Origin of the sequence: Alteromonas sp. 07-89-2, from assembly GCF_013113925.1 — a bacterium.
Taxonomy (GTDB): Bacteria; Pseudomonadota; Gammaproteobacteria; order Enterobacterales; family Alteromonadaceae; genus Alteromonas; species Alteromonas macleodii.
This window is the reverse complement of sequence record NZ_VTYM01000018.1, coordinates 28,810-50,228: the sequence shown is the minus strand read 5'-3', so window position 1 is coordinate 50,228 and position 21,419 is coordinate 28,810. Positions and strand designations below refer to the sequence as shown.

Sequence of the window (21,419 nt, the reverse complement as noted above, 5' to 3'; positions counted from 1 at the left end):
TTTGGTAGCTGGTTTGCATCAAGATACTTTTTACTTTTGCGGTAACGCGATGTGAAGTTTCCCGTAACGATAATCAAGTGTTACAACGAAGTCTTTCAACAAATCATAGCCTATTAAGCCTACTACCCGCTTTCCCGCAATCCGGCTACCCGTTCTTTCATACTGACTTTCTAAGTTTGTTTTTTGTCCTTCAGCAGGAAAGCTAACTTTCACATCGCCAATTTCATATGGGCCAAACTTCACGACATCAGACGTAGCGAACTCATTAACCCCAGAGCTATTCGCACCGAACGACGTACTTGCGCCTTCCACTTTGTCAAGCAATCCAGCCTTTGATGCTGCGCGTCGGTCAATTAAAATTGTGCCTGAGTTACCCGTGTCGACAAGCAACCATAAAGCTACACCGTTAATCTCTATTTGAGCGATAGGCATACCGCTTCCTTGTTGGGAGTCTGCACGAACGTTCGCTACTTCCGACATATCCAGTGAATCACGCGTCACCAAACGAATTTTTTTGTGCGGGTAATCTATTTGAACAATGAAGTTATTGAAAAAACCTGCGCCCAATAACATACCATTAGAGTGATGGCCTAACCTGGACTCGACAAGTGAATCTAGCTCGAAACCAGTACCAAAGATTTCAACGTTTACATTATTGTAAGCGTTACGCCTTTCAACGTCGTACACCCCTTTAACGGTTACAGGGCGTCCTTTATCAAGGTCTAAATCGTGCTTCCCTATAAACGCGCGGTTGATACTGTTTATTTGCGCCCCTGAGTCCAGCATGACCCGAGATTCGATGCCTTCTATAGTAACAGGCAAAAAAACGTGACCGTTGTCCAAGGTGAAATCTGTCCATGCCGTAACGGCACTAAACGCATTGAAAGAACTAAAAAGGAGGGAAAATAAAATAAATCGCGTCATAAATATCCTTTTATGCCAGTAAGTTAATCCTTTTAACTTTTACGCTAACACAAGAATGTAAGGAGATCGATTGAACACGACGAGCTGCATTGTAAAAATGCATTTTTAAAAAGAAAACAAGGCAAGTACGGGTGACTAACCGCGCACTCCTTCTCAAAAAATATGAGCTGTCTCGGCTTACTTCATGTTTTGTACTGAGCTCAACTTAAATGCATTGCATTTTTGAACGCGATGCCGGCCTTGGTTCTGTTAATAACACCAAGCTTTCTCAATACTGCAGATACATGCTGTTTAACGGTGGACTCAGAAATGGCCAGTTCGTAAGCAATCTGCTTGTTTAGCAAGCCGTCTGATACCATGCACAACACTTTAAGTTGGTGAGGGGTAAGTTGCTTTAATCGGTTTGTGAAATCATCTTGGCCAGAGTGGCCATTCACATTCGATGCAGAGGCATTTGGCATCGTAGCTGATGCATTGTGAACTGAAGGCGGGATCCAAGTTTCACCGTCTAACACCGTATTTACCGCGTCAATAATACAATCGACCGAAGCTGATTTGGGTATAAAACCGCTTGCGCCTAACGCAAACGATTTTGCCATAACATCAGGCTCTTCTTGTGCGGTAATAACAACAACAAGTACATCAGGATAGAGCGCATGTACCTCAGCAAGGCCATTTAACCCTTCATTGCCTGGCATCGTGAGATCTAAGAAAAGCAGATCGATGTCGACATTTTCTTCAAGACTAGTGAGCGTATCGGGGAACGTGGAGGTTTCTACAAGTTCGATATACTCCACACTAGCTAACGCATGGCACACCGCAGCCCTAAACAGAGGATGATCATCAGCAATCAAGATTTTCACAGACATAATGCTATCAACTTGTAACTACCTTGTTAATCAACATACTACCACGCCGGTAGAAAAAGGTTAATCGTATTGGCGTACCTGTTATTGGCGTATCTGTTATAGAGTAACGCTCCGCACCACGCCCTTCACTACTCGAAATATCCGCCGGCCAACACAATCGAAAGAGGTCGAGCAAACGTGAGCACGCCTAAGCGCAATGGCCTAGGCGTGAAACGTGTTGCCGGTCTTCTTCACAACATACCGTTTAGAATCGATAACCTACCGTAAGGTGAACTGTACGTGGGTCACCATAATAACCGATAAGTGTCGTATCGCCACCAAGGCCCGGACCAAAGTTACCTTCATCGTCTTGCGTAACAAAGTCATAACCACCAACCAGATACTCTTCATCGGTCAGGTTTTTGACGTGTAGTCCAGCATACCAGTCGCCTTCAACGCTTTCCCAGCGCGCGCTTAAGTTCACCATACCATAGGCATCTTGTTGAATAAGATCGCTGGTTTCAAAGATAAGATAATCATCGCGATAGTAGTAGTTGGCGTTGAAAGTAATATCCCCAAAACTCGTTTCTAGTAGGTAGTTGGCATTAAGATTAAAGGTATTCTCTGGCGTACTTGCTAGACCAATCAACGGAGGGATTGCATTGTTTTTCTTAATCTCAAAGTCAATATAGCCGTAAGCAACGTCAAACTGAAGGTTATCCGTGGCTACCCACGTCATCTCCAACTCGGCGCCTTTCGCAGCCGTTTCTGCAGCATTGCGCAGTCGCTGGTCGAGGGCTGTTGGATCAGACAAATCCCCTTCTACACCAATATACTGACGATCTTTGTGGTCGTAAGAGAACAATGTGATATTCATACGAAGTGCGTCGGTTAAGTCACTCTTCACACCCACTTCGAAGCTGTCAACGACTTCTGGTTCAACACCTGGCTCGTTAGTCTGAGCGCGAGGGTTAAACGTGCCCGATTTGAAGCCTTGAGAATAGCTTGCGAAGAACATGGTATCGCGGTCCATTTGATACTCCACGCCCACTCGCGGGGTAAAGCGCGACCAACTCTCTACCGCTGGCGCATCTAACACGTCATCGCCATCGGTGTCTGTCCCAAGTACTTGAGGTACTAATTGTCCGTCGGGACGCACGTACCCATCAATCCAGTCGGTATAAGGATAAACATTGGCGAATACCAGACCGTTATTTACAAATGCGGTCTTTTCTTCATCGGTGTATCGGACACCAAGCGAAAGCGATAGCTTATCAGTTACGTCATAGTTCATTTGCGCATAGGCAGCCCAGCTTTCTGAGTTATTACAACCCGTCACTTCCCGCGTTAACCCTGAGGCACCAAGCGATTGACCTAACACACCTAAAATGGCATCAAAATTACCGCAACTCTCACCATCGTAAAAGTAGAGCCCTGACACTAAGCTAAACGCGTTCCCAATATAATTCGCTTGAATCTCGTGAGTATCATTACTGTCGTCATACTCTGCCGGCACATCAAAAATAGGCAGGGGCGTATTGTCAAAATCAATGTTGGTAGGTGAATAGCTCTCTCTATGCGATCCAATATATTTAAGCTCTAAATCATCATTCACTCTGTATCGTGCCAGCCAGTTATAGCCTTCTAACTCGACTTTATTCCATGTAGGTAAGCTGGTGTACGAATCGAAAACCGAATCAGGCACGGGCGCATCAGTTAACATACTTGGGATTAAACGGTAGCCGCCTTTCGCATTTGATGTGTCTTCGGTCTTATCCCATCCAATACGGAAAAACAAATCTTCACTCGGGTGAACTTCTAGCGTTACACGGGCTGCCCAAAGATCTTTGTTATAGTTCTCTTTATCTTGATTGGGCAACGCGCTTACCAGATATTCGCCGAAGCCGTCGCGGTTTAAGTTGGCATAACCCACGCCTAGATACACCGTATCTTCAATCAATGGTATTTGACCTGTCACTTTGATATCCCGCTGACTATAGCTACCTACCGTAGCTTCAACGTTCATCTGCGTATCGCCGGTCATTTCCTTCGTAACGTATTTAACCGCGCCACCAATCGTATTCTTTCCGTAAAGCGTCCCCTGCGGGCCGCGTAACACCTCAATAAGCTGTACGTCTAACAAATCAAGTACGGCTCCTTGTGGGCGAGCAATATAAACATCATCAACATAAATACCCACGCCTGGTTCATAGCCCCAAAGCGGGTCTTGCTGACCCAATCCGCGAATAAATGCCGTCAAGGTGGAGTTGGTACCGCGACTGGTTTGTAGCGTAGTGTTGGGCGAAAACTGCTGCACTTCAGTCAGCACGCTAATCCCTTTTTCTCCAAGTTCAACCGCACCAATAGACGTGATAGCTACCGGCGTTTCCTGTAGCGACTCTACAGTTTTTCGCGCTGTCACCTCAATGCGTTCTAATTTTCCTTTTTGCGCTTCAGCATCGGCATCAGCTTGACTATCCTGAGCAAATACTGGCGCTGTGCTTAAAACGCTAGCCACCGCTAGGGCACAAAGGCTGCGAATGGGGAGCTTAACTGAATCGCTTTTGCGTTCTACTGTGCTAACAGAGGCTGAATGTAATTGGTAGGGTAAAACCAAGCCATTTGTGTGTATTGATTGAGACATAGTGAGTCCTTGTTGTTCTAAGTTCTGGTCACTGCCGGATGTATTGCCTACGGTCAAAATCACTTTAGTTAATTAATTGTTAATAGTATGTAGTACCATCGTACTATGGGATTTTGATAAAAGTAACGTCAAACTTTATGTCTGTTATGAACGCTTTTTATCTGATTTGTATACACTTTGTGGTTTTGAGTGTAAGCAAATCTTAAATCGACTTAACTGTTTCGGATCATCTGCGGTCACAGATTTTTTAAGGAATAATAACTATGTTAAGTATGATTGGCTTAGTAGGCGGTCTGTTGTTGCTTATTGTTTTGACAATACGCGGAATGAACCTCTTTATTGCTGCACCTTTGTGTGCGCTTGTAGTTGCCATTACCAATAATATCGGCGTCTTCACCGGCGACGTAAACTTCGTTCAAACCTATATGAGTGGTTTCTCTGGCTTTATCGCCTCTTGGTTTTTCATGTTTTTACTTGGTGCTTTATTCGGTAAATTCATGGAAGACACAGGGGCAGCAGATGCTGTTTCTCGCTGGATCATCACCAAAATTGGTTACAAGCGTGCCGTATTAGCTGTTGTGCTAGCTTGCGCTATTTTGACCTACGGTGGTGTAAGCGTGTTTGTGGTAGCGTTTTCTGTTTACCCTATGGCGGTGAGTTTGTTTAAAGATGCCAACCTACCCCGTCGCTTCATACCTGCTGCCATGGCATTCGGGTCGGTAACATTTACGATGACCTCCGCGGGCTCGCCAGAAATCCAAAACTGGATCCCTATAAAGTATTTGGGCACCTCCCCTTTTGCCGCGTGGGAAGTTAGCCTTGTCGTCGCCATATTCATGGCATGCTTCGGTTACTGGTGGCTTGCTAAGATGATCAGAAAAGCCGTTAATAACGGCGAGGTGTTTGAAGCCAGAGCAAGCGACCCTGAAGTGCGAGACAGAGCGCTACCCCACCCGCTTACCGGAATTGTGCCGTTAGTCGTGGTGTTAGTCATTTCGTTTCTATTCCATGAAGAACTCGCTCAGCTTGCGCTTATTCTGGCGTTAGGCGGCGGCGTACTGTGTTTGCTGGCTATTAACTACAAACATTTTCACAGTTTACCGGTTGCCATAAATGCGGGTACCACCGGCGCATTGATCGCCATAGGTAACACCGCCGCTGTTGTAGGTTTTGGTTCAATAGCAAAAAACACCGAAGCGTTTCAAACAACAGTAGCGCTTATGACCCAAATTCCTGGTAACGAGCTTATTGGTGCCGCCATTGCCGTAAGCGTGATTGCAGGGTTAACAGGAAGTGCATCTGGCGGACAAGCCATTGCCTTGCCCTTGGTGGCTCCGCATTATCTTGACCAAGGCGTAGAGCCAGAGCAGCTACATAGAATTGTGTCTATATCATCAGGCGCATTAGATTCGTTACCTCACAATGGCTATGTGGTTACTACCATACGCGCCATTTGTAACGAAACCCATCAGGCTGCTTACTGGGCGGTTGGTGCGCTAACTGTTGTGGTGCCAGTTATTGGCCTTGCCATGGCCATTGGCCTGTTTAGCATTATGTAGCATTAGTCAAAGCCAACGATATGGCCTAAGGCCGCACGATATATAAGTCACTCTAGCGAAACACTGCCATCTAAAAATGCGGCCAGAGAAAGGGATAAGAAAGTATGAATTGGAAAAAGACGCTTGCTTCCACGCTAGTGTGGAATAAGAGCAAAGGCATCAATAAGCTATTGAAACAGCTCAGCTCACAACGAGTGCAGAAACACTTAGCATTAGCAAATTTGGTTGAGGTGTATTTAGTTAAAAAGCAGCGCTCCTTGGTGGGATTATTTGCCACACTAATGTTGACGGTACATTGCCAGGGCATTGCTGGCGAATCCGACGATACATCGCCATTGCTCAGTTCTTCAAAAGCACCTACTTCTGAGCCCGTTTCTTCCTTGCCAAGCGCTTCGCTGATGGTAGAAAAACGCGTTTTTGAAATGCCTCATTTCACAACCTTTGGTGGTAAACAAATTAAAAACGTAAAAGTTGGCTGGGAGGCGTATGGAACACTAAATGATGCTAAGAGTAACGTTATACTGATTACCCACTATTTTTCTGGATCTTCTCATGCCGCTGGAAAGTACGATGAAAACGATCCAGCGCCAGGCTACTGGGATAGTATTATCGGCCCCGGCAAGGCGATTGATACAGACCGCTTTTATGTAATAAGCGTTGATACGCTGGCCAATCTAAATGCTTACGACCCGCACGTTATTACAACCGGTCCTACGTCAATAAATCCAGATACAGGTAAACCCTATGGCTTAGACTTTCCCGTCGTGACAATACGTGACTTTGTCAATGTTCAAAAAGCACTTCTCGAAAGTTTAGGCATTAGCAAACTGTATGCGGTTATTGGGCCTTCTATGGGCTCTATGCAGGCTATCGATTGGGCGAGCGCTTACCCAGACTGGGTTGAACGTATGATTTCAGTTATCGGCGCAGGTCAAAGCGATGCATGGACTACCGCGGCATTGGAACACTGGGCAACGCCTATCACTCTAGATAAAAACTGGAACAACGGCGCTTATTCCAAAGAGCAAGCGCCCCTTAATGGCTTAGCTGCCTCGCTCATGTTAATTACGCAAAATGCCCTTACCCCTTCTTTTTTCAACCAAACCGGCAACACGTTAGGGTATAAAAATGTTGAGTCGGCGCCGCTTAATGATATACGTCAATCACACAGTATTGTGAATTGGCTACGTGAGCGAGCAAAGACCCGGGCAAAATCCATGGACGCAAACCACCTTTTGTATTTGGTTCGAGCTTGCCAGCTCTTCGTTGCTGGGCATCAAGGTAATCTTGAGCAAGGACTGGCGTCGATAAAGGCGAAAACGCTGTTTATTCCAGCCCAAACTGATTTGCTTCTTATGCCCTACTTATCGCAAAGTGCACACCAAGGTTTAACTTCAATGAATAACGACAGCACATTGGTTACGCTAAATGGCAAATTAGGTCATTTGGAAGGCGTGACGAATGTATCCGCTCAGGCTCAGGCTATTCGCCAATTTTTAGAAAATGATAAGGCAGCAATGCAATGATGAAATCTACCCCCTTTTTACGCCACGCGCTTTGTCTGTCTGTATTAAGCGCACTTGCCGTTAGTGTACCGGTATTCGGTAACGAGTCATCTGCGCAAGACGCGCTCCCTTCACTCACCATTGATTTAAAGAACGTTACCGTATCTGGCTTATCGTCAGGCGGTTACATGGCAACACAATTTCAGTTAGCACACAGCGACTGGGTAAAAGGCGTTGGCGTTATTGCTGGCGGCCCATACTTCTGTGCACAAGGTGATATAACCACTGCCCTAGCACAGTGCGTGAACAAGGTAGAGGGAGAAATTAGCCTTGAAGCGCTGAATGAAAAAGCCAAACAGTATGAAACTGAAGGAAAAATTGCGTCGCTTTCCAATATGAAAGACGCAAAAGTCTGGCTTTTTCACGGTACGCAAGACACTAGAGTGATTGCACCAGTGAGCGATTTATTATTTGAGCAATATAAATTGTGGACAGACACTCAAAATATTGCCTATATCAATAACAAGCCGATGGCACACCTTTTTCCCACCGAAAACAATGGGGTTAACTGCATGAAATCAGAGAGCCCCTTCATTGGAAACTGCGACTACGATGCAGCAGGTGCCATGCTCTCTCATCTTGTTGAAGATGTTTCGACACCCGACGAGTCACTATCAGGGCAAATACATTCAATTGATCAGCAAAAAATAGCCGGTAGCGATGCCAAAACATTAGCAAGTGAAGGTTTTGTGTATGTGCCTGAAAGCTGTGCACAAGGTGAGCCGTGCAGAGCCCATATTAGTTTCCACGGCTGTAACCAGTATGCCGATGCCGTTGGCGATGCTTACACTACCCAAACAGGGCTGAATAAATGGGCTGACGACAACAATATTGTTGTGCTTTATCCGCAAACTAAAAAGTCGTTATTCATGCCGTTAAATCCACAAGGCTGTTGGGATTGGTGGGGCTATGCCTCTGGCGATTACGCCAACAGGGACGGCGCACAAATAAACGCAGTAAAACAGCTGCTGTTTTCATTAAATAGTGCACCTTCACTAAATAAATCCAATGGAAGTAACAATGACTAAGCGCACAATATTTATCACGGGTGGGGCAAGCGGCATTGGCTTTGGCATTGCTGAGTCAATGATGAAACAAGGGCACCATGTGATCATCGCCGACATAAACGAACAGGCAGCGAAAGAGGCTGTGACCAGACTTGCGCATTTAGACGGTTCGGCCAGCGCAATAGCGGTAGACGTGTGCGATGCAGAGCAAGTCTCAGCGCTACCTGAGGTAATAGGGAAGCATACCGTTGATGTGCTTATAAACAATGCCGGTATTCAGCACGTTTCACGCATCGAGGACTTCCCTGCAGATAAGTGGCAGCAGCTTATAAATATCATGCTTGTTGGCCCTGCTCTGTTAACCCAAGCGTTTTTACCTGCCATGCGTAAGCAAAATTACGGGCGCATTATCAATGTAGGATCTATTCACTCGTTGGTAGCCTCGCCCTATAAGTCTGCTTATGTAGCGGCGAAGCATGGGCTGTTAGGGTTCGCCAAAACTATCGCGCTTGAAACGGGGGACTGCGATGTAACTATCAATACCCTTTGCCCCGCCTATGTAAAAACACCATTGGTGGAGAAACAAATTGCAGCACAGGCAAAAGAAAATAACCTTACCGAGGAAGAGGTAATAACAAAAATAATGTTAGAACCCATGCCTAAAAAGCAATTTGTTAGCGTTGAAGAACTTGCCGATACCGCAAGCTTCTTAATGTCGCCCAGTGCTCGTAACATAACTGGGCAAACTATGGTACTTGATGGGGGCTGGACGGCACGATAACCCGCAAGCTTTTTAACGCTTAGCTTTTTACTCAATATTTCTTTTCACATAAAAAAGACTGCAATTAGCAGTCTTTTTTCGTTTAATGTTTTCGCAAAAGCGTTATTCCCAAAGAGATACGTAGATGGCAACCATTTCTTCAATGGTAGGTACGCGTGGATTGTTGCCGGGAGAACCTGATGCCAAAGCTTGTTCTGCCATTGTTGACGTCGCTGCAAAGAATGCCTCTTTATCAATACCGAAGTCGGCAGGCGTAGGTACCTGTAAATCTGCATTCAGTGCTTTTAGTTCGTTGATAAGTTTTTGATTCGCCACTTCATCAGAGTCACTTTGCGTAGCAACACCCATGGCGCGAGCACATTGTGCATATCGCACTGATGCACTTGGAATAGAAAAAGCGGTAACCGCGGGCAACAACATGGCATTCGACAATCCGTGAGGCACATGGAACGCTGCACCGATAGGCCGGCTCATTCCGTGAACAAGGGCCACTGAGGCATTTGAAAAAGCAATGCCCGCGAGCGTTGAGCCCAGCATCATTGATTCTCTCGCCGTTTCATTTGTTGGGTCTGCAAATACAGTGCGTAGATTAGGCGCAATTAACGCCATGGCTGATAACGCCTGTGCATCACTGTAAAGATTGGCTTTGCGGCTAACAAACGCTTCAATAGCGTGAGTAAGCGCATCAATGCCTGTATCGGCTGTCACGCGGGCAGGCAAACTTTGCGTTAATGAATAATCGACTAAGGCTGCCGTTGGCATAAACCCTAAACCAACACACAACATTTTTTCTGTGGTATCTTCGTCGGTGATAATGGTAAATCGCGTTGCTTCTGAGCCCGTTCCCGCTGTTGTGGGAATAGCAATGATCGGCAGCCCCGCTTCATCTACAACCCGCGGGAATTTGTAGTCTCGCATTTCGCCACCGTACTTACCCAAAATAGCGATGGCTTTTGCGCTATCGATGGGGCTTCCACCACCTAAAGCGATGATGCTGTCATAAGCGTGGGTTTTGAACGCATCCACACCGCGATAAATAGACCTCACCGTGGGCTCTGGCACCGTATCTGAAAATACATCGGCGCTTATTCCTGCCTCCTCCAGCACCTGTACTATGGCAGCACTATATCCCAACTCAACCATAGCTTTATCGGTAACCAGTAAAGGTTTATGGCAGTTGAGTCCTTTTAGCGTTTCAGCAACCCGCTGACTCGCCCCTTTCCCTATGTGCATCACTCTTGGCAGAATAATTTGATGAGACATATTTCCCTCGCTGCGAATTCTTTTCATCAGCATACCTAGTACAACGCCCAAAGCAATGTCAATGTAAAAATAATGTTATCGCTCCACTACCTCTCCAGCTTTCCTCCAAATACTTACAAATGCGTGGTTGTTTCCATTGCCAAGAGTTAATGGTTAATTATTAACATCACCGTACGTGAAATGAGTGATAAACTGATTAGAACTTTTCTGTGGACTACGATTATGAAGAAACTCGGTATGATTTCGTTGCTTATAGCAATTATCGCTGTAGCGATATGGCAATGGCCGAAACCTGACGCTCCTTTACTTTCATCAAACAACGTCATGCCCGCCATGGAGAATTTGCCCGACAATTTCTTTGATACACAAGTAAACCCAGTACTAACGCAGCGCTGTGTTGTCTGCCACGCCTGTTACGATGCGCCATGCCAACTAAAGATGTCATCTCCAGAAGGTATAGCCAGAGGTGCTAACAAAGAAAAAGTCTATGAAGGCACACGACTCACCGCTGCCCAACCCAATAGAATGTTTCTCGACGCCCACAACGTAGACGCATGGCGAGAGCGTGGCTTTTTCGACGTGCTAGAATCGAAAGAAAAACCTAACACTTCGCCGACCCAATCTTCGGTGCTAGCGCAAATGCTTTTGCTAAAAAAACAGCACCCTTTGCCCAACACCGCTCATTTAGGTGACAGTTTCGATATAAGCTTAAATCGACAAAACCAGTGCCCAACAATAGATGAAATGGGCGGGTACATAGCAGGCCAGCCCCTGGGAGGCATGCCCTACGCACTGCCAGCCCTGTCGGATGCAGAGCACACGACACTCATTCAGTGGTTAAACCATGGTGCGCCGTTACCTTTACCCAAAGCGCTCTCACAAGAACTGAATGAGAACATAACTGATTTGGAAGTGTGGCTTAATGGGGATAGCAACAAGATGCAGCTTTCCGCACGTTATATTTACGAACACTTGTTTACGTCTCACCTCTATTTCGAAGATATTTCAGAAAAAGGTAAAACGCCTCAGTTTTTTAATCTAGTGCGCTCGCGTACACCACCCGGACAAGCGTTAGATATTATTGCTACTCGCAGACCCTTCGACGATCCGAAGATCGAGCGCGTTTACTATCGTCTACAGCCAGTGCATTCGCCTATCGTGAGTAAAACACATCAAGCTTACGCCATTAATAAAACACTGATGGATAAATGGCAATCGTGGTTTGTCGATGCAGAATTTTCTGTAGAAACATTGCCATCATACAACCCCCAGGTGGCAGCCAACCCATTAACGGCCTTTACCTTATTGCCAGTAGAAAGTCGTTATCGATTTATGCTTGAGCGCGCGCAAAACACCATTATGGGTTATATCAAAGGTCCCGTGTGCAGAGGACAAGTCGCGCTTAACGTCATTAACGATCGATTCTGGGTGTTCTTTGTCGACCCAGACATTGCAGCATCTGAAAAAGTAAATGCTTTTTACGCTTCTCAAAAAGAAAACCTCCACCTTCCCGCTGAAAAAGATAGCTCAGCCCTTGCGGTAAACTGGGTTAAATACGCAAAGCGCCAAGGCGAATATATGCGTGCAAGAACCACCTTTTTGAACAATGAATTCAAAAATGAAGAGCATTTGAGTGTGTCGAGTATATGGGATGGCGACGGCGGTAATACCAATGCCAGCTTAACCGTATTTCGTCATTTCGATAATGCCACAGTTGTTAAAGGGATGGTTGGCCAGCCCACTAAAACAGCATGGGTGATTGACTATGCCTTGTTAGAGCGCATTCACTATTTACTTGTGGCTGGCTTTGATGTTTACGGCAATTATGGCCATCAGTTATTGACCCGTTTGTATATGGATTTCTTGCGCATGGAAGGTGAATCGAACTTCCTTAATCTACTTCCTCCAACTACCCGCCATGAGCTTCTCGACGATTGGTATCAAAACGCAAGCCCTGAACTTACCGATTATTTGGAAGGTGATATCAACAGTTTCGAACAACCTTCTGGCATAGCGTTCGAAACAGATAATCCTCAACAAGAACTTTATCAATTGTTATCGCAATACTTGGCCAAGGTTCAACCGAACGCCTCAACCTACAATAAACGTTTGCTATCAGCTGAACAGTTCGAAGCATTAGAGCGCTTAGATTCACTTCCTGCTCAACAAGCGACGTTGATGCCTGAAACTACCATGATTGTGATTCAAGACGACAAAAACCCAGACAATATTGATGTATTCACTGCCCTTAGAAATAGCGCGCATTACAATGTAAATAGCCTATTTGAAGAAGAGGAAAACCGAGAGCCTTCTAAAGATTCCATCACGCTAGTTCATGGTTTGTTGGGCAGTTACCCTGACGCATTCTGGTATATCAATGCCTCAGAGATAACGTCTTCGATTGAGAAGCTTAAATCCATTAAAAGCGAAGCCGATTACAAAGCCCTGCTCGACGATGTTGGCATGCGCCGAACCAACCCTAACTTTTGGGCGTTTAGTGATAAATTAATGCAATGGTCAAGCGAGCGCTATCCTATTGAAGGCGGTCTTCTCGACTATAATCGGTTAGAAGATCGCTAAACCTTGCGCTGTGTGCCGTTTTACGCTTTTCTTTTGCAAAAAACCTGTGCTAATGTCCAACCATTGGAAATGAAAGGACATTAGCATTCCATGCCCTATCAAACCGTTGCTTTAATTGGAAAACCTCAGCACGCTGCAACCCACGACAGCCTGAACATTCTTGCCGAATATTTATTGGCAAAAGGCTGTAAATTATTGGTTGAGGAAAGTATTGCTGAAGAGCTTGAAACCGAAAACTTCAAAAGCTGTAATCTTGTCACTATTGGCAAAGAGGCTGACCTTGCCGTTGTGGTAGGCGGTGACGGCAGCATGCTTGGTGCAGCACGTGTGCTCGCTCGCTTTGACATTCACGTTGTCGGTGTAAACCGCGGAAATCTCGGCTTTTTAACTGATATCCACCCCGATGATATTGTTCAACAACTTGACCTTATCTTTAACGGTGAATGCGTAGTAGAAGAGCGCTTCTTACTTGAAGTAGAAGTTTATCGACACGAAAAGCTTAAAAGTAACAACTCTGCTGTAAACGAGGTGGTGCTTCACCACGGAAAAGTTGCCCATATGATGGAATTTGAAATTTACATCGATGAGCAATTTGTATTCAGTCAGCGCAGCGACGGATTAATAGTAGCCACACCCACAGGTTCAACGGCTTACTCTTTATCAGCGGGCGGCCCTATTATAATGCCTAAGCTAGATGCGCTAACTTTAGTCCCCATGTTTCCTCACACACTTAGCAGCCGTCCAATCGTTGTTGATGCTGACAGTCAGGTATCGATGAAAGTATCAAAGGTTAATAGTGACTCGCTACAAGTAAGTTGCGATAGCCATATTGTTCTGCCGGTGCTACCTGGCGATGAAATTCGAATAAACAAAAGCGTAGACAAACTCCATCTTGTTCACCCTAAGGGCTACAGCTACTTCAATGTACTTCGTAAAAAGTTAGGTTGGGGTAGTAAGCTTTACTAACCTTCCTGCTCCATTTAGTTGATTCCGTGTGCATTTATTACATAAGCCTGTAGCATTTTCTTGATTGCTACAGGCTTGAAAAATAAAGATTTTTTAATCTTCTCTAATTTCCTTAACGAAAACCAAGACTTATAGAAATATAAGTTTTCGGCATACCAGTTGCACCTATTACAACAAGTCGTCAGCACACGGTCTTTGTTATTTGGCCTAAATGATGTTTCGCATCCCGCTGACTTATTTGCATTCAATAGGAGATATCATGAGTAACACCAATATCAAATTTACAGCCCCTGGAATGGATAACGATGCAGCTGCCAAAACAATCAAGGTATTGGATCAGCGATTGGTTGCACTATTAGATTTACAGTTAACGTTGAAGCACATTCATTGGAATGTAGTAGGACCAAATTTTATCGGTGTGCATGAAATGTTGGACCCGCAGGTAGATGCGGTACGCGAAATGACCGACACAATTGCAGAGCGAATTGCTACATTAGGTGGCGTACCGAAAGGTACACCAAAAGCCATTGTTGAAGGTCGCAGCTGGAACGATTATGAGTTGGGTAAAGGTTTAGTACTCGACCACCTTAAGGCGCTGGATGCCGTATATGACGGTGTAAATGGTGACCATAGAAAAGCGTTAGAGCTTTTAGGTGAAATTGACCCAGTATCGGAAGATATGATTACCGGCCAACTTGCGGATTTAGAACAGTTTCAGTGGTTTGTGCGCGCACACATTGAGTCTGGCAGCGGTGAGTTACAGCAATAGAATACGTTCGCTGTGTTTGCAGATTGTAATCCGAACTATCTGCAATAGATTAAAGTTGTAATATTAAGGAGAGCTTCGGCTCTCCTTTTTACTGTTTGTCTTAATAAAACCAAAGGTAGTCAGAACGGCAAACTACTCTGCATGTATTCAAGAAATCGGTTTACTTCATAGGAGCACTTCACTACTGTTCTTTCAACCTACACAGCCTCTTTCAATTCCCCCTCCACGGCGAGTTCAAATATAGGTTACTCATAACCCCCCCTTCACAATAAACAATCTATATATCTGATTTTATGAAACTTATCATCCACATCGGTTATTTTTAAATAAATTTTTTACGACTTAACTTTACACAACACAAATACTGTATATATTATCAGTTACTGTATATATCATCATGTTCAACTTTTTCGAGTGTGGTTATGTTAGCGCATCTTTCTATTTCAAATTTTGCTGTTGTAAAACAATTATCGGTTCAACTGGAAAACGGGTTGACTGCTATAACCGGCGAAACCGGTGCAGGTAAATCCATCGCCATTGATGCTTTAAGTTTGTGCTTAGGCGAGCGCGCTGATGCCAATGCGGTGCGAAAAGGCAGCGCAAAAGCGGAGATCATTGCTCACTTTTCTTTAGACGGCAATGTATTAGCTAAAGCCTTCCTCGATGAACATGAGCTCACCTCAGATGAAGATGAGAATAGCTGCTTTATTCGCAGAGTTATTTCAAAGGAAGGCCGTTCAAAAGCTTTTATCAACGGTATTCCCGCCTCACTTCAGCAGTTAAAAGGCTTAGGCCAGTTTTTGTTAGCCATTCACGGTCAAAATACTCACCTACAGTTGCTGAAAGAAGACCATCAAAGGGAATTAGTCGATGGTTACGCTAAGCACAACGACATATTAGTGCAAGTTAGAGAAACCTACTCTCTTTGGCGTGATAAGCAGCGCACGTTAAAGGCGCTTCAAGAACAAGCCCAGCAGCGCGAAGACAGAATTCAGCTGTTAACTTATCAGGTTCAAGAACTTGATGAATTCGCCATTGAAGAGGGTGAATTTGAAGAGTTAGAAATAGAGCACAAACGCCTGAGTAACGGGCAAAGCCTTTTAGAGCAAGCACAGACCAGCGTATACAATTTATATGAAAGCGATGAAGGTAACGCTCTGTCAGTTATACAAGGCAGTATTGAACGTTTAGGCGAATTAGAGACGCACGACGCTAGTTTAACGCCAATCATTGCAATGCTTAATGATGCAGCAATTCAAGTAGAAGAAGCGGCAGGAGAGCTACGTAGCTACTGCGATCACTTAGAGATCGATCCACTTCGCTTACAGCAAGTTGAGGCGCGCTATGCGAAGGCGATGGAACTTGCCCGTAAACATACTGTGATGCCAGAAGGACTTTATCAGCATCATCAAGAGCTAGCCGCAGAATTCAATGCTTTATCGGAACAGGAAACACTGTTAGGTACGCTTGAAAGCGAAGTAGAAGAAGCACGAGCAACGTATTTAACCGCGACCAAAGCGCTTTCTGAGAGCAGGCAACGTGCTGCTGGTAAGCTAAGCGAAGATATTGAAGTGCAAATTCGCCAAATGAATATGCCCCACGCAAAAGTGGATATTCAGATTCAATACGACGAACTTAAGAAGCCTGTGAGCACAGGTCTAGATACCGTAGAATTTAAAGTGTCTACCAACCCTGGTCAAGATGCAGACAAATTAGAAAAAGTCGTATCAGGTGGTGAACTTTCTCGTATAGGACTGGCTATTCAGGTTATCGCGAGCGGCCATCACGCTACCCCTACTATGATTTTCGATGAAGTCGATACGGGCATTAGCGGCCCAACAGCATCAATCGTTGGCGGGCTTTTACGTAAATTAGGTAAACAATCGCAAGTAATGTGTGTTACCCATCTACCTCAAGTAGCGGCACAGGCACATAATCAATTGTTTGTTACCAAGCTTACCGACGGGGAAAGTACTGAAACCCAGATGTTGGCGCTGACTAAGCAAGACAGGATCGATGAGCTTGCAAGACTATTAGCCGGTGATAAAGTAACCAAATCGGCGCTAGCGAATGCAAAAGAACTGCTTAAAAGCGCAGCATCGAACTAAAATGCAGTTGATTGGTCATAGTTGTCAATGTAGCATGCCTTCGCGCTTGCAATAAAACAGTCTCGAAATTCGCTTTAGCGAAGTTCATTGACACTAACAAAGGCAATACTGGACAAATTAACGCATGAAGTTGCAACACCTATTAGTAATTCTTGGTATCACACTAACATCAACCGCTTGCTCGAACTGGATTTATCGAATCGACGTTCCTCAAGGAAACTTCCTTGATCAAAGAGATGTGGAAAAGCTGCGCGTTGGAATGACAAAAGAACAAGTTATTTATGTACTAGGTAACCCTGTTGTTCAAGACTCATTCGACGATGACACTTGGTACTACGTTTACGATATGAAGCGCGGTATGAAAAAGCGTGGTGAAGATTTTCAAAAGCAAATGGTGATTAACTTTGTAGACAACAAAGTGACAACGGTTGAAGGTGACTTCGAGTTATCTGAAGACTTCAATACACCGCTTGATAACTAATTTTGCTTAAAAGGTAGCGTTTCTCGCTACCTTTTTGTTTCTAATACCCTTCATAAAAACGTCTGTTTTTTTAGAGATATATCGCTTACCTACTTGAGGTTTATATGGAACATAGTTTTTGGCACAATAAATGGCAAAAGAACGAGATTGGATTTCACGAACCTGAAGGGAATGCACTTTTAGTAAAGTATGCGTCTTTTCTGTTTGGCGACGATAGTCCTAGCACATCTTTAAAGCGCATTTTTGTACCACTATGTGGAAAGACCCGTGATATTGGTTGGTTACTCTCCAAGGGTTGTGAAGTGGTTGGTGCTGAGCTAAGCGAAGTGGCTATTATACAGCTGTTTGAAGAGCTAGGTGAAGAGCCTACCGTTACCACTACTTCCAACGGTAAAATTTACGCTAAAGACGGTTTAACCATTTACGTAGGTGATATCTTTAAACTTACATCAAGCGACTTAGGTGACGTTACGGGCATTTATGATAGAGCCGCTTTAGTCGCGCTGCCTAGCCCGCTTCGCGAGCAATATGCTGCGCATTTAATGGCCATTACTCAATGCGCCCCCCAGCTAATCATTTCTTTCGAGTATGACCAGAATGAAATGGCCGGCCCTCCCTTTAGCGTAAACGAAAAAACCGTTGACGCTCTTTATTCAGTGGACTACAACATTCAAAGGTTAGAGCGCTCGGTGCTTGAAGGCGGTTTGAAAGGCAAAGTAGACGCTGATAATTTGGTATTTGCACTAACGGCGAAGTAGACTTTTTTAAAGTTTGTTGCTTATACAAAGCGTTGAAATGGTTGCTTTATAGTTTGCGTTTTAGCGCTGATTAACAGCGACACTTAAGCTATTCATACTCACACCAGCTAATGCGACTTGCTTAAATAAATGACTAGAGGCCAAGCAGGGCCTCTATGCCAAACAATATTGCACCTATCAACCCGCCTACGATCGTGCCGTTTATGCGAACTTTTTGAAGATCGCGGCCAATATTCAACTCTACCTGCTCAGCCATTTCACGTTCATCCCAACTATTGATGGTGTCGCGAATGTGACGGGTTAGAAATTCAGCCAACTCAGGCGCCATATATTTAGCCGCTTCTCCAATGTGCTTATTGAACGCTTTTGCTAGCTCACTGTCTTGCGTTAACGTGGTACCCAAATCGTTTAAAAGGCTCGACACCTTTGTTTCTGCTTTACCATTTTGCTGTTCAAGAGACGTTAAAAGCCATTGATGAAACTTGGCCCATGATTGCTGAACATACGCGTTTAACGCTGGGTCATTAATAATTTTTTCCCGATAGCTGTTTACCTTTTTCTCCATTAACGGGCTGTGCTGTAGTTCGTAGAGGAATTCGTGTACTTGCTCATCAAATGCATGGCGAATGGGGTGATGCTCATCTTCGTATACATCTTCCAAAATACTTGAAACCGCTTTAACAGCTATGAGTGCCCCCTGCTCGCTTAGCCAACTAGACGGCAATAGCTTTTCAATACGACTGTATTCAGTTTTTAGCCAGACTACTAACGTATCTGCTATGTAGATTTGGGTTTCTGGCTCTGCAAGCAGTGAGGCCAATTTCCCTAACACCCTATCAAGCACTACCTGATGCTGGCGCTCTTTCGTAACGGCGCTTAACGAGGTTGCCATCAATTGCCTAAGATCAAGTTGGTTAATGCCCCTTTGTGCGGTTTTAGCGATAAACGCTTTCACAGGTTTGTCATCGAGCACGCGAAGAACGCCTGCAAAAGCATCGCATAGAAAGCGACTTAAACGGGTAGCGTTTCTATCTTGTGACAACCACCTTCCCGCGCCCTTTGCAGGGTCGCTTTCCCGAATTAGCTTCTCTATTGCTTCAGGATGAAAGAACTTTTCCTTAACGAACAATGATAGATTATTAGCAATAACAGACTTGTTACTAGCCACGATATTGGTGTGCGGAATGGGGTACTTCGCTGGAATTGGCTTAAATAATGCCGTCACTGCAAACCAGTCAGCTAGACCACCGATGAGCGCCGCCTCACTAGCCATCTTAATAAGCCCCAACCACCATGCTCCTTGCAAGTTTGGATAAAACTTGGGAAGTAAAACCGTTAAAACAAATACACTTGCGGCAAAAATCAAACAGGCCAATGCAAGCCTTTTAGCCTTATTCAATTGCGTGTACTTGTCCTGCATAAACTACTCCGTTTAAATTACTCGATTACCATCTTGGTCTATAAGTGGTGTGCCGTCTTCTTTAGCAAAAGGGCCTTGTGGCCATACAGGCAAAATATTCAGTACAGCTTCACTTGGCCGGCATAATTTCACTGTTTCTTTCGCGTTATACGAATAGGAATTACCTTCAACTCTCCCAAGAGGTAAAGAAACTGCTATTTCGTGTTCACCTTCGGGAATGCAAACAATAGGCCTATTCACTAAAACGGGATGTTCCAGCATCAATTCAAAGATGATTTCGTTACTCATTGTTTCATCAAGTAACCCTAATTCAGCAGCAGGCGACTTTGTTGTGCGAAGCGCTTGTCGAGGGTTAAGGTTAGCTGCATTCAATAAATAAGTTAGTTGTTCACGTTCCCACCCAACACGTAAATACTCAATAACCTGCACCTCATACCCAGCGGCCTTGATCACCGCCAGTACATTCCTAGACGTGCCGCACTCTGGGTTGTGATAAATCTTTATCATGGCCACCTAACCTCACTAAAAAGTAAAAACCACATATACCAACATACTATTAAAATTCGAGGACAGACACTCACATAGGCTAAAACCTTGCCTGTACTCGTTGGACACACACTCAAAAAAGCAGCTTGTAACCAAATACAATTCGAGGACGGACACTCACATAGGCTAAAACCTTGCCTGTACTCGTTGGACACACACTCAAAAAAGCAGCTTGTAACCAAAAAGATGTATTCACATTGAGTGTCTGTCCATTTCTTTAAATAATTTCTTCAAGCGAGTGTCTGTCCCCTTCTGAGCTTAGGACCATGTGGTACAAAATGGTCAAATTCGCCATCCGGTGGCAGATGAAACTATAAAATTAGTCATTACACCATTGAGCCAGTCTCCCCCCTTTGGCATATTAAACTAACCTTTTGATTTAAAATACTTTTTGAGAGTGGCATGATACGTGAAATGTATTTTATAAATAAACAACAAATTTTGTGTTTGATATTAATACCGTTAAAGCGTGTTATTAAGTATTTATAAAATAATCAAGGATATAAGAATATGAAAAAGTCTATTATTACTAGTGCAGCTATGTTGCTTTCAGCCTCTTTGCTTACTGGCTGCGTTATCCATGTTGGAGACGCTAGTGCATTAGAAGGCAGCGATTTCAGTTCTATTCTAGGCAATATTGACATAGCTGAAGGGAAGCACGCTGGCGATATTTCTTCTGTTAATGGCAATGTGGAAATTAGCGATCATGGTGGCGCGGATGAAGTCAGTATCGTTAACGGCAATCTCGAAATGGGTAGCCATGTGTCTGTCCGAAATATCGATATTGTAAATGGCGATGTAAGTGCAGCTTCACACCTCAATGTGCTTAAGGGTGTAGAGACCGTGAATGGAAATGTTACGCTTCCTACGCAAAGTACAATTGGCGGTAGCGTTGAAACAGTGAATGGAGACATAACAGCCGTTGATACAACCATTGAAAAACACATCAAAACACTCAACGGCGATATTACTTTGTCTGGCTCTTCTCACGTTTTAGGCGATATCGTATATAAGGAAAGTGAAAGCTCTTGGGGCAAGAAATCAGACAACAAACCAACCCTATCGATTAGTGCATCGGTTACTGTAGGCGGCAGCATTGTTTTGCACCGCCCTGTTAACCTAGACATTGAAAGCGACGAACTAAAACAAAAAGTCATTGTAAGCTACGGCAGTGCACAGTAACGTATTGGCTTAACCATT

General features: G+C 44.5%; 17 protein-coding genes. 11 read left to right on the top strand and 6 right to left on the bottom strand.

The annotated features are described in order from the left end of the window. Nucleotides 1-30: 30 nt before the first annotated feature. The 3 genes from F0261_RS13135 to F0261_RS13125 form a co-directional block, all read right to left on the bottom strand. Nucleotides 31-924 (bottom strand): aspartyl protease family protein, encoded by an 894-nt coding sequence (locus F0261_RS13135; protein WP_171338183.1) that lies wholly within the window; start codon nucleotides 922-924, stop codon nucleotides 31-33. Between the two features lie 200 nt (nucleotides 925-1,124). Next, nucleotides 1,125-1,793 (bottom strand): response regulator transcription factor, encoded by a 669-nt coding sequence (locus F0261_RS13130; protein ID WP_171338182.1) that lies wholly within the window; start codon nucleotides 1,791-1,793, stop codon nucleotides 1,125-1,127. 244 nt (nucleotides 1,794-2,037) lie between these two features. Beyond that, on the bottom strand, nucleotides 2,038-4,416 hold the full coding sequence (locus tag F0261_RS13125; RefSeq protein WP_171338181.1) for a TonB-dependent receptor: 2,379 nt from the start codon (nucleotides 4,414-4,416) through the stop codon (nucleotides 2,038-2,040). Nucleotides 4,417-4,679: 263 nt separating this feature from the next. Here F0261_RS13125 and F0261_RS13120 point away from each other — a divergent pair, with 263 nt between their 5' ends. The 4 genes from F0261_RS13120 to F0261_RS13105 all read left to right on the top strand — a co-directional run bounded on the left by F0261_RS13120 (nucleotide 4,680) and on the right by F0261_RS13105 (nucleotide 9,328). Beyond that, nucleotides 4,680-5,975 (top strand): GntP family permease, encoded by a 1,296-nt coding sequence (locus F0261_RS13120; protein ID WP_014976110.1) that lies wholly within the window; start codon nucleotides 4,680-4,682, stop codon nucleotides 5,973-5,975. Nucleotides 5,976-6,079: 104 nt separating this feature from the next. Next, nucleotides 6,080-7,501, top strand: coding sequence for a homoserine O-acetyltransferase (locus tag F0261_RS13115; protein WP_061094676.1), 1,422 nt, complete (start codon nucleotides 6,080-6,082; stop codon nucleotides 7,499-7,501). After that, nucleotides 7,498-8,568, top strand: a complete 1,071-nt coding sequence (locus F0261_RS13110) for a PHB depolymerase family esterase (RefSeq protein WP_171338180.1) — start codon at nucleotides 7,498-7,500, stop codon at nucleotides 8,566-8,568. Before F0261_RS13115 ends, F0261_RS13110 begins: the two co-directional genes overlap by 4 nt. Beyond that, a complete protein-coding gene (locus F0261_RS13105) occupies nucleotides 8,561-9,328 on the top strand; it encodes a 3-hydroxybutyrate dehydrogenase (RefSeq protein ID WP_171338179.1) in 768 nt (255 codons plus the stop codon). Before F0261_RS13110 ends, F0261_RS13105 begins: the two co-directional genes overlap by 8 nt. 102 nt (nucleotides 9,329-9,430) lie before the next feature. Here F0261_RS13105 and F0261_RS13100 read toward each other — a convergent pair whose 3' ends face one another. Further along, complete coding sequence (locus F0261_RS13100) at nucleotides 9,431-10,618, bottom strand: iron-containing alcohol dehydrogenase (RefSeq protein ID WP_014978847.1); 1,188 nt, start codon at nucleotides 10,616-10,618, stop codon at nucleotides 9,431-9,433. Between the two features lie 210 nt (nucleotides 10,619-10,828). Between F0261_RS13100 and F0261_RS13095 the strand changes: the two genes are divergently transcribed. The 6 genes from F0261_RS13095 (at nucleotide 10,829) to tmpT (ending at nucleotide 18,253) form a co-directional block, all read left to right on the top strand. Continuing rightward, a complete protein-coding gene (locus F0261_RS13095) occupies nucleotides 10,829-13,171 on the top strand; it encodes a fatty acid cis/trans isomerase (protein WP_171338192.1) in 2,343 nt (780 codons plus the stop codon). Nucleotides 13,172-13,261: 90 nt separating this feature from the next. Next, nucleotides 13,262-14,137, top strand: a complete 876-nt coding sequence (gene nadK / locus F0261_RS13090; protein WP_014948959.1) for an NAD(+) kinase — start codon at nucleotides 13,262-13,264, stop codon at nucleotides 14,135-14,137. Between the two features lie 259 nt (nucleotides 14,138-14,396). Then, on the top strand, nucleotides 14,397-14,906 hold the full coding sequence (gene dps / locus F0261_RS13085) for a DNA starvation/stationary phase protection protein Dps (RefSeq protein ID WP_014976104.1): 510 nt from the start codon (nucleotides 14,397-14,399) through the stop codon (nucleotides 14,904-14,906). 422 nt (nucleotides 14,907-15,328) lie between these two features. Continuing rightward, nucleotides 15,329-17,014 (top strand): DNA repair protein RecN, encoded by a 1,686-nt coding sequence (gene recN / locus F0261_RS13080; RefSeq protein ID WP_171338178.1) that lies wholly within the window; start codon nucleotides 15,329-15,331, stop codon nucleotides 17,012-17,014. Nucleotides 17,015-17,138: 124 nt separating this feature from the next. Continuing rightward, complete coding sequence (locus F0261_RS13075; RefSeq protein ID WP_012517879.1) at nucleotides 17,139-17,495, top strand: outer membrane protein assembly factor BamE; 357 nt, start codon at nucleotides 17,139-17,141, stop codon at nucleotides 17,493-17,495. A 104-nt stretch (nucleotides 17,496-17,599) separates the two neighbouring features. Then, entirely contained in the window at nucleotides 17,600-18,253 is a 654-nt protein-coding gene (gene tmpT / locus F0261_RS13070) for a thiopurine S-methyltransferase (protein WP_171338177.1), read from the top strand. 133 nt (nucleotides 18,254-18,386) lie between these two features. Here tmpT and F0261_RS13065 read toward each other — a convergent pair whose 3' ends face one another. Both F0261_RS13065 and F0261_RS13060 read right to left on the bottom strand, forming a co-directional pair. Beyond that, the gene (locus F0261_RS13065; RefSeq protein WP_171338176.1) at nucleotides 18,387-19,673 is read right to left on the bottom strand and encodes a DUF445 domain-containing protein; all 1,287 of its coding nucleotides are present in this window, start codon (nucleotides 19,671-19,673) and stop codon (nucleotides 18,387-18,389) included. 12 nt (nucleotides 19,674-19,685) lie between these two features. Next, nucleotides 19,686-20,180, bottom strand: a complete 495-nt coding sequence (locus F0261_RS13060) for an arsenate reductase family protein (RefSeq protein WP_171338175.1) — start codon at nucleotides 20,178-20,180, stop codon at nucleotides 19,686-19,688. A gap of 549 nt (nucleotides 20,181-20,729) precedes the next feature. Between F0261_RS13060 and F0261_RS13055 the strand changes: the two genes are divergently transcribed. After that, nucleotides 20,730-21,401: a hypothetical protein gene (locus tag F0261_RS13055; protein WP_171338174.1), complete on the top strand. Its 672-nt coding sequence runs from the start codon at nucleotides 20,730-20,732 to the stop codon at nucleotides 21,399-21,401. The last annotated feature ends 18 nt before the right edge of the window (nucleotides 21,402-21,419 follow it).

What these genes read in the sequence shown, in the direction of transcription:
- F0261_RS13110 (WP_171338180.1), top strand. Translation starts at nt 7,498, where the DNA reads ATGATGAAATCTACCCCCTTTTTACGCCACGCGCTTTGTCTGTCTGTA.
- tmpT (WP_171338177.1), top strand. Translation starts at nt 17,600, where the DNA reads ATGGAACATAGTTTTTGGCACAATAAATGGCAAAAGAACGAGATTGGA.
- F0261_RS13130 (WP_171338182.1), bottom strand. Translation starts at nt 1,793, where the DNA reads ATGTCTGTGAAAATCTTGATTGCTGATGATCATCCTCTGTTTAGGGCT.
- F0261_RS13075 (WP_012517879.1), top strand. Translation starts at nt 17,139, where the DNA reads ATGAAGTTGCAACACCTATTAGTAATTCTTGGTATCACACTAACATCA.
- F0261_RS13100 (WP_014978847.1), bottom strand. Translation starts at nt 10,618, where the DNA reads ATGAAAAGAATTCGCAGCGAGGGAAATATGTCTCATCAAATTATTCTG.
- F0261_RS13095 (WP_171338192.1), top strand. Translation starts at nt 10,829, where the DNA reads ATGATTTCGTTGCTTATAGCAATTATCGCTGTAGCGATATGGCAATGG.
- F0261_RS13135 (WP_171338183.1), bottom strand. Translation starts at nt 924, where the DNA reads ATGACGCGATTTATTTTATTTTCCCTCCTTTTTAGTTCTTTCAATGCG.
- F0261_RS13055 (WP_171338174.1), top strand. Translation starts at nt 20,730, where the DNA reads ATGAAAAAGTCTATTATTACTAGTGCAGCTATGTTGCTTTCAGCCTCT.
- recN (WP_171338178.1), top strand. Translation starts at nt 15,329, where the DNA reads ATGTTAGCGCATCTTTCTATTTCAAATTTTGCTGTTGTAAAACAATTA.
- nadK (WP_014948959.1), top strand. Translation starts at nt 13,262, where the DNA reads ATGCCCTATCAAACCGTTGCTTTAATTGGAAAACCTCAGCACGCTGCA.
- F0261_RS13065 (WP_171338176.1), bottom strand. Translation starts at nt 19,673, where the DNA reads ATGCAGGACAAGTACACGCAATTGAATAAGGCTAAAAGGCTTGCATTG.
- F0261_RS13105 (WP_171338179.1), top strand. Translation starts at nt 8,561, where the DNA reads ATGACTAAGCGCACAATATTTATCACGGGTGGGGCAAGCGGCATTGGC.
- F0261_RS13125 (WP_171338181.1), bottom strand. Translation starts at nt 4,416, where the DNA reads ATGTCTCAATCAATACACACAAATGGCTTGGTTTTACCCTACCAATTA.
- F0261_RS13060 (WP_171338175.1), bottom strand. Translation starts at nt 20,180, where the DNA reads ATGATAAAGATTTATCACAACCCAGAGTGCGGCACGTCTAGGAATGTA.
- dps (WP_014976104.1), top strand. Translation starts at nt 14,397, where the DNA reads ATGAGTAACACCAATATCAAATTTACAGCCCCTGGAATGGATAACGAT.
- F0261_RS13115 (WP_061094676.1), top strand. Translation starts at nt 6,080, where the DNA reads ATGAATTGGAAAAAGACGCTTGCTTCCACGCTAGTGTGGAATAAGAGC.
- F0261_RS13120 (WP_014976110.1), top strand. Translation starts at nt 4,680, where the DNA reads ATGTTAAGTATGATTGGCTTAGTAGGCGGTCTGTTGTTGCTTATTGTT.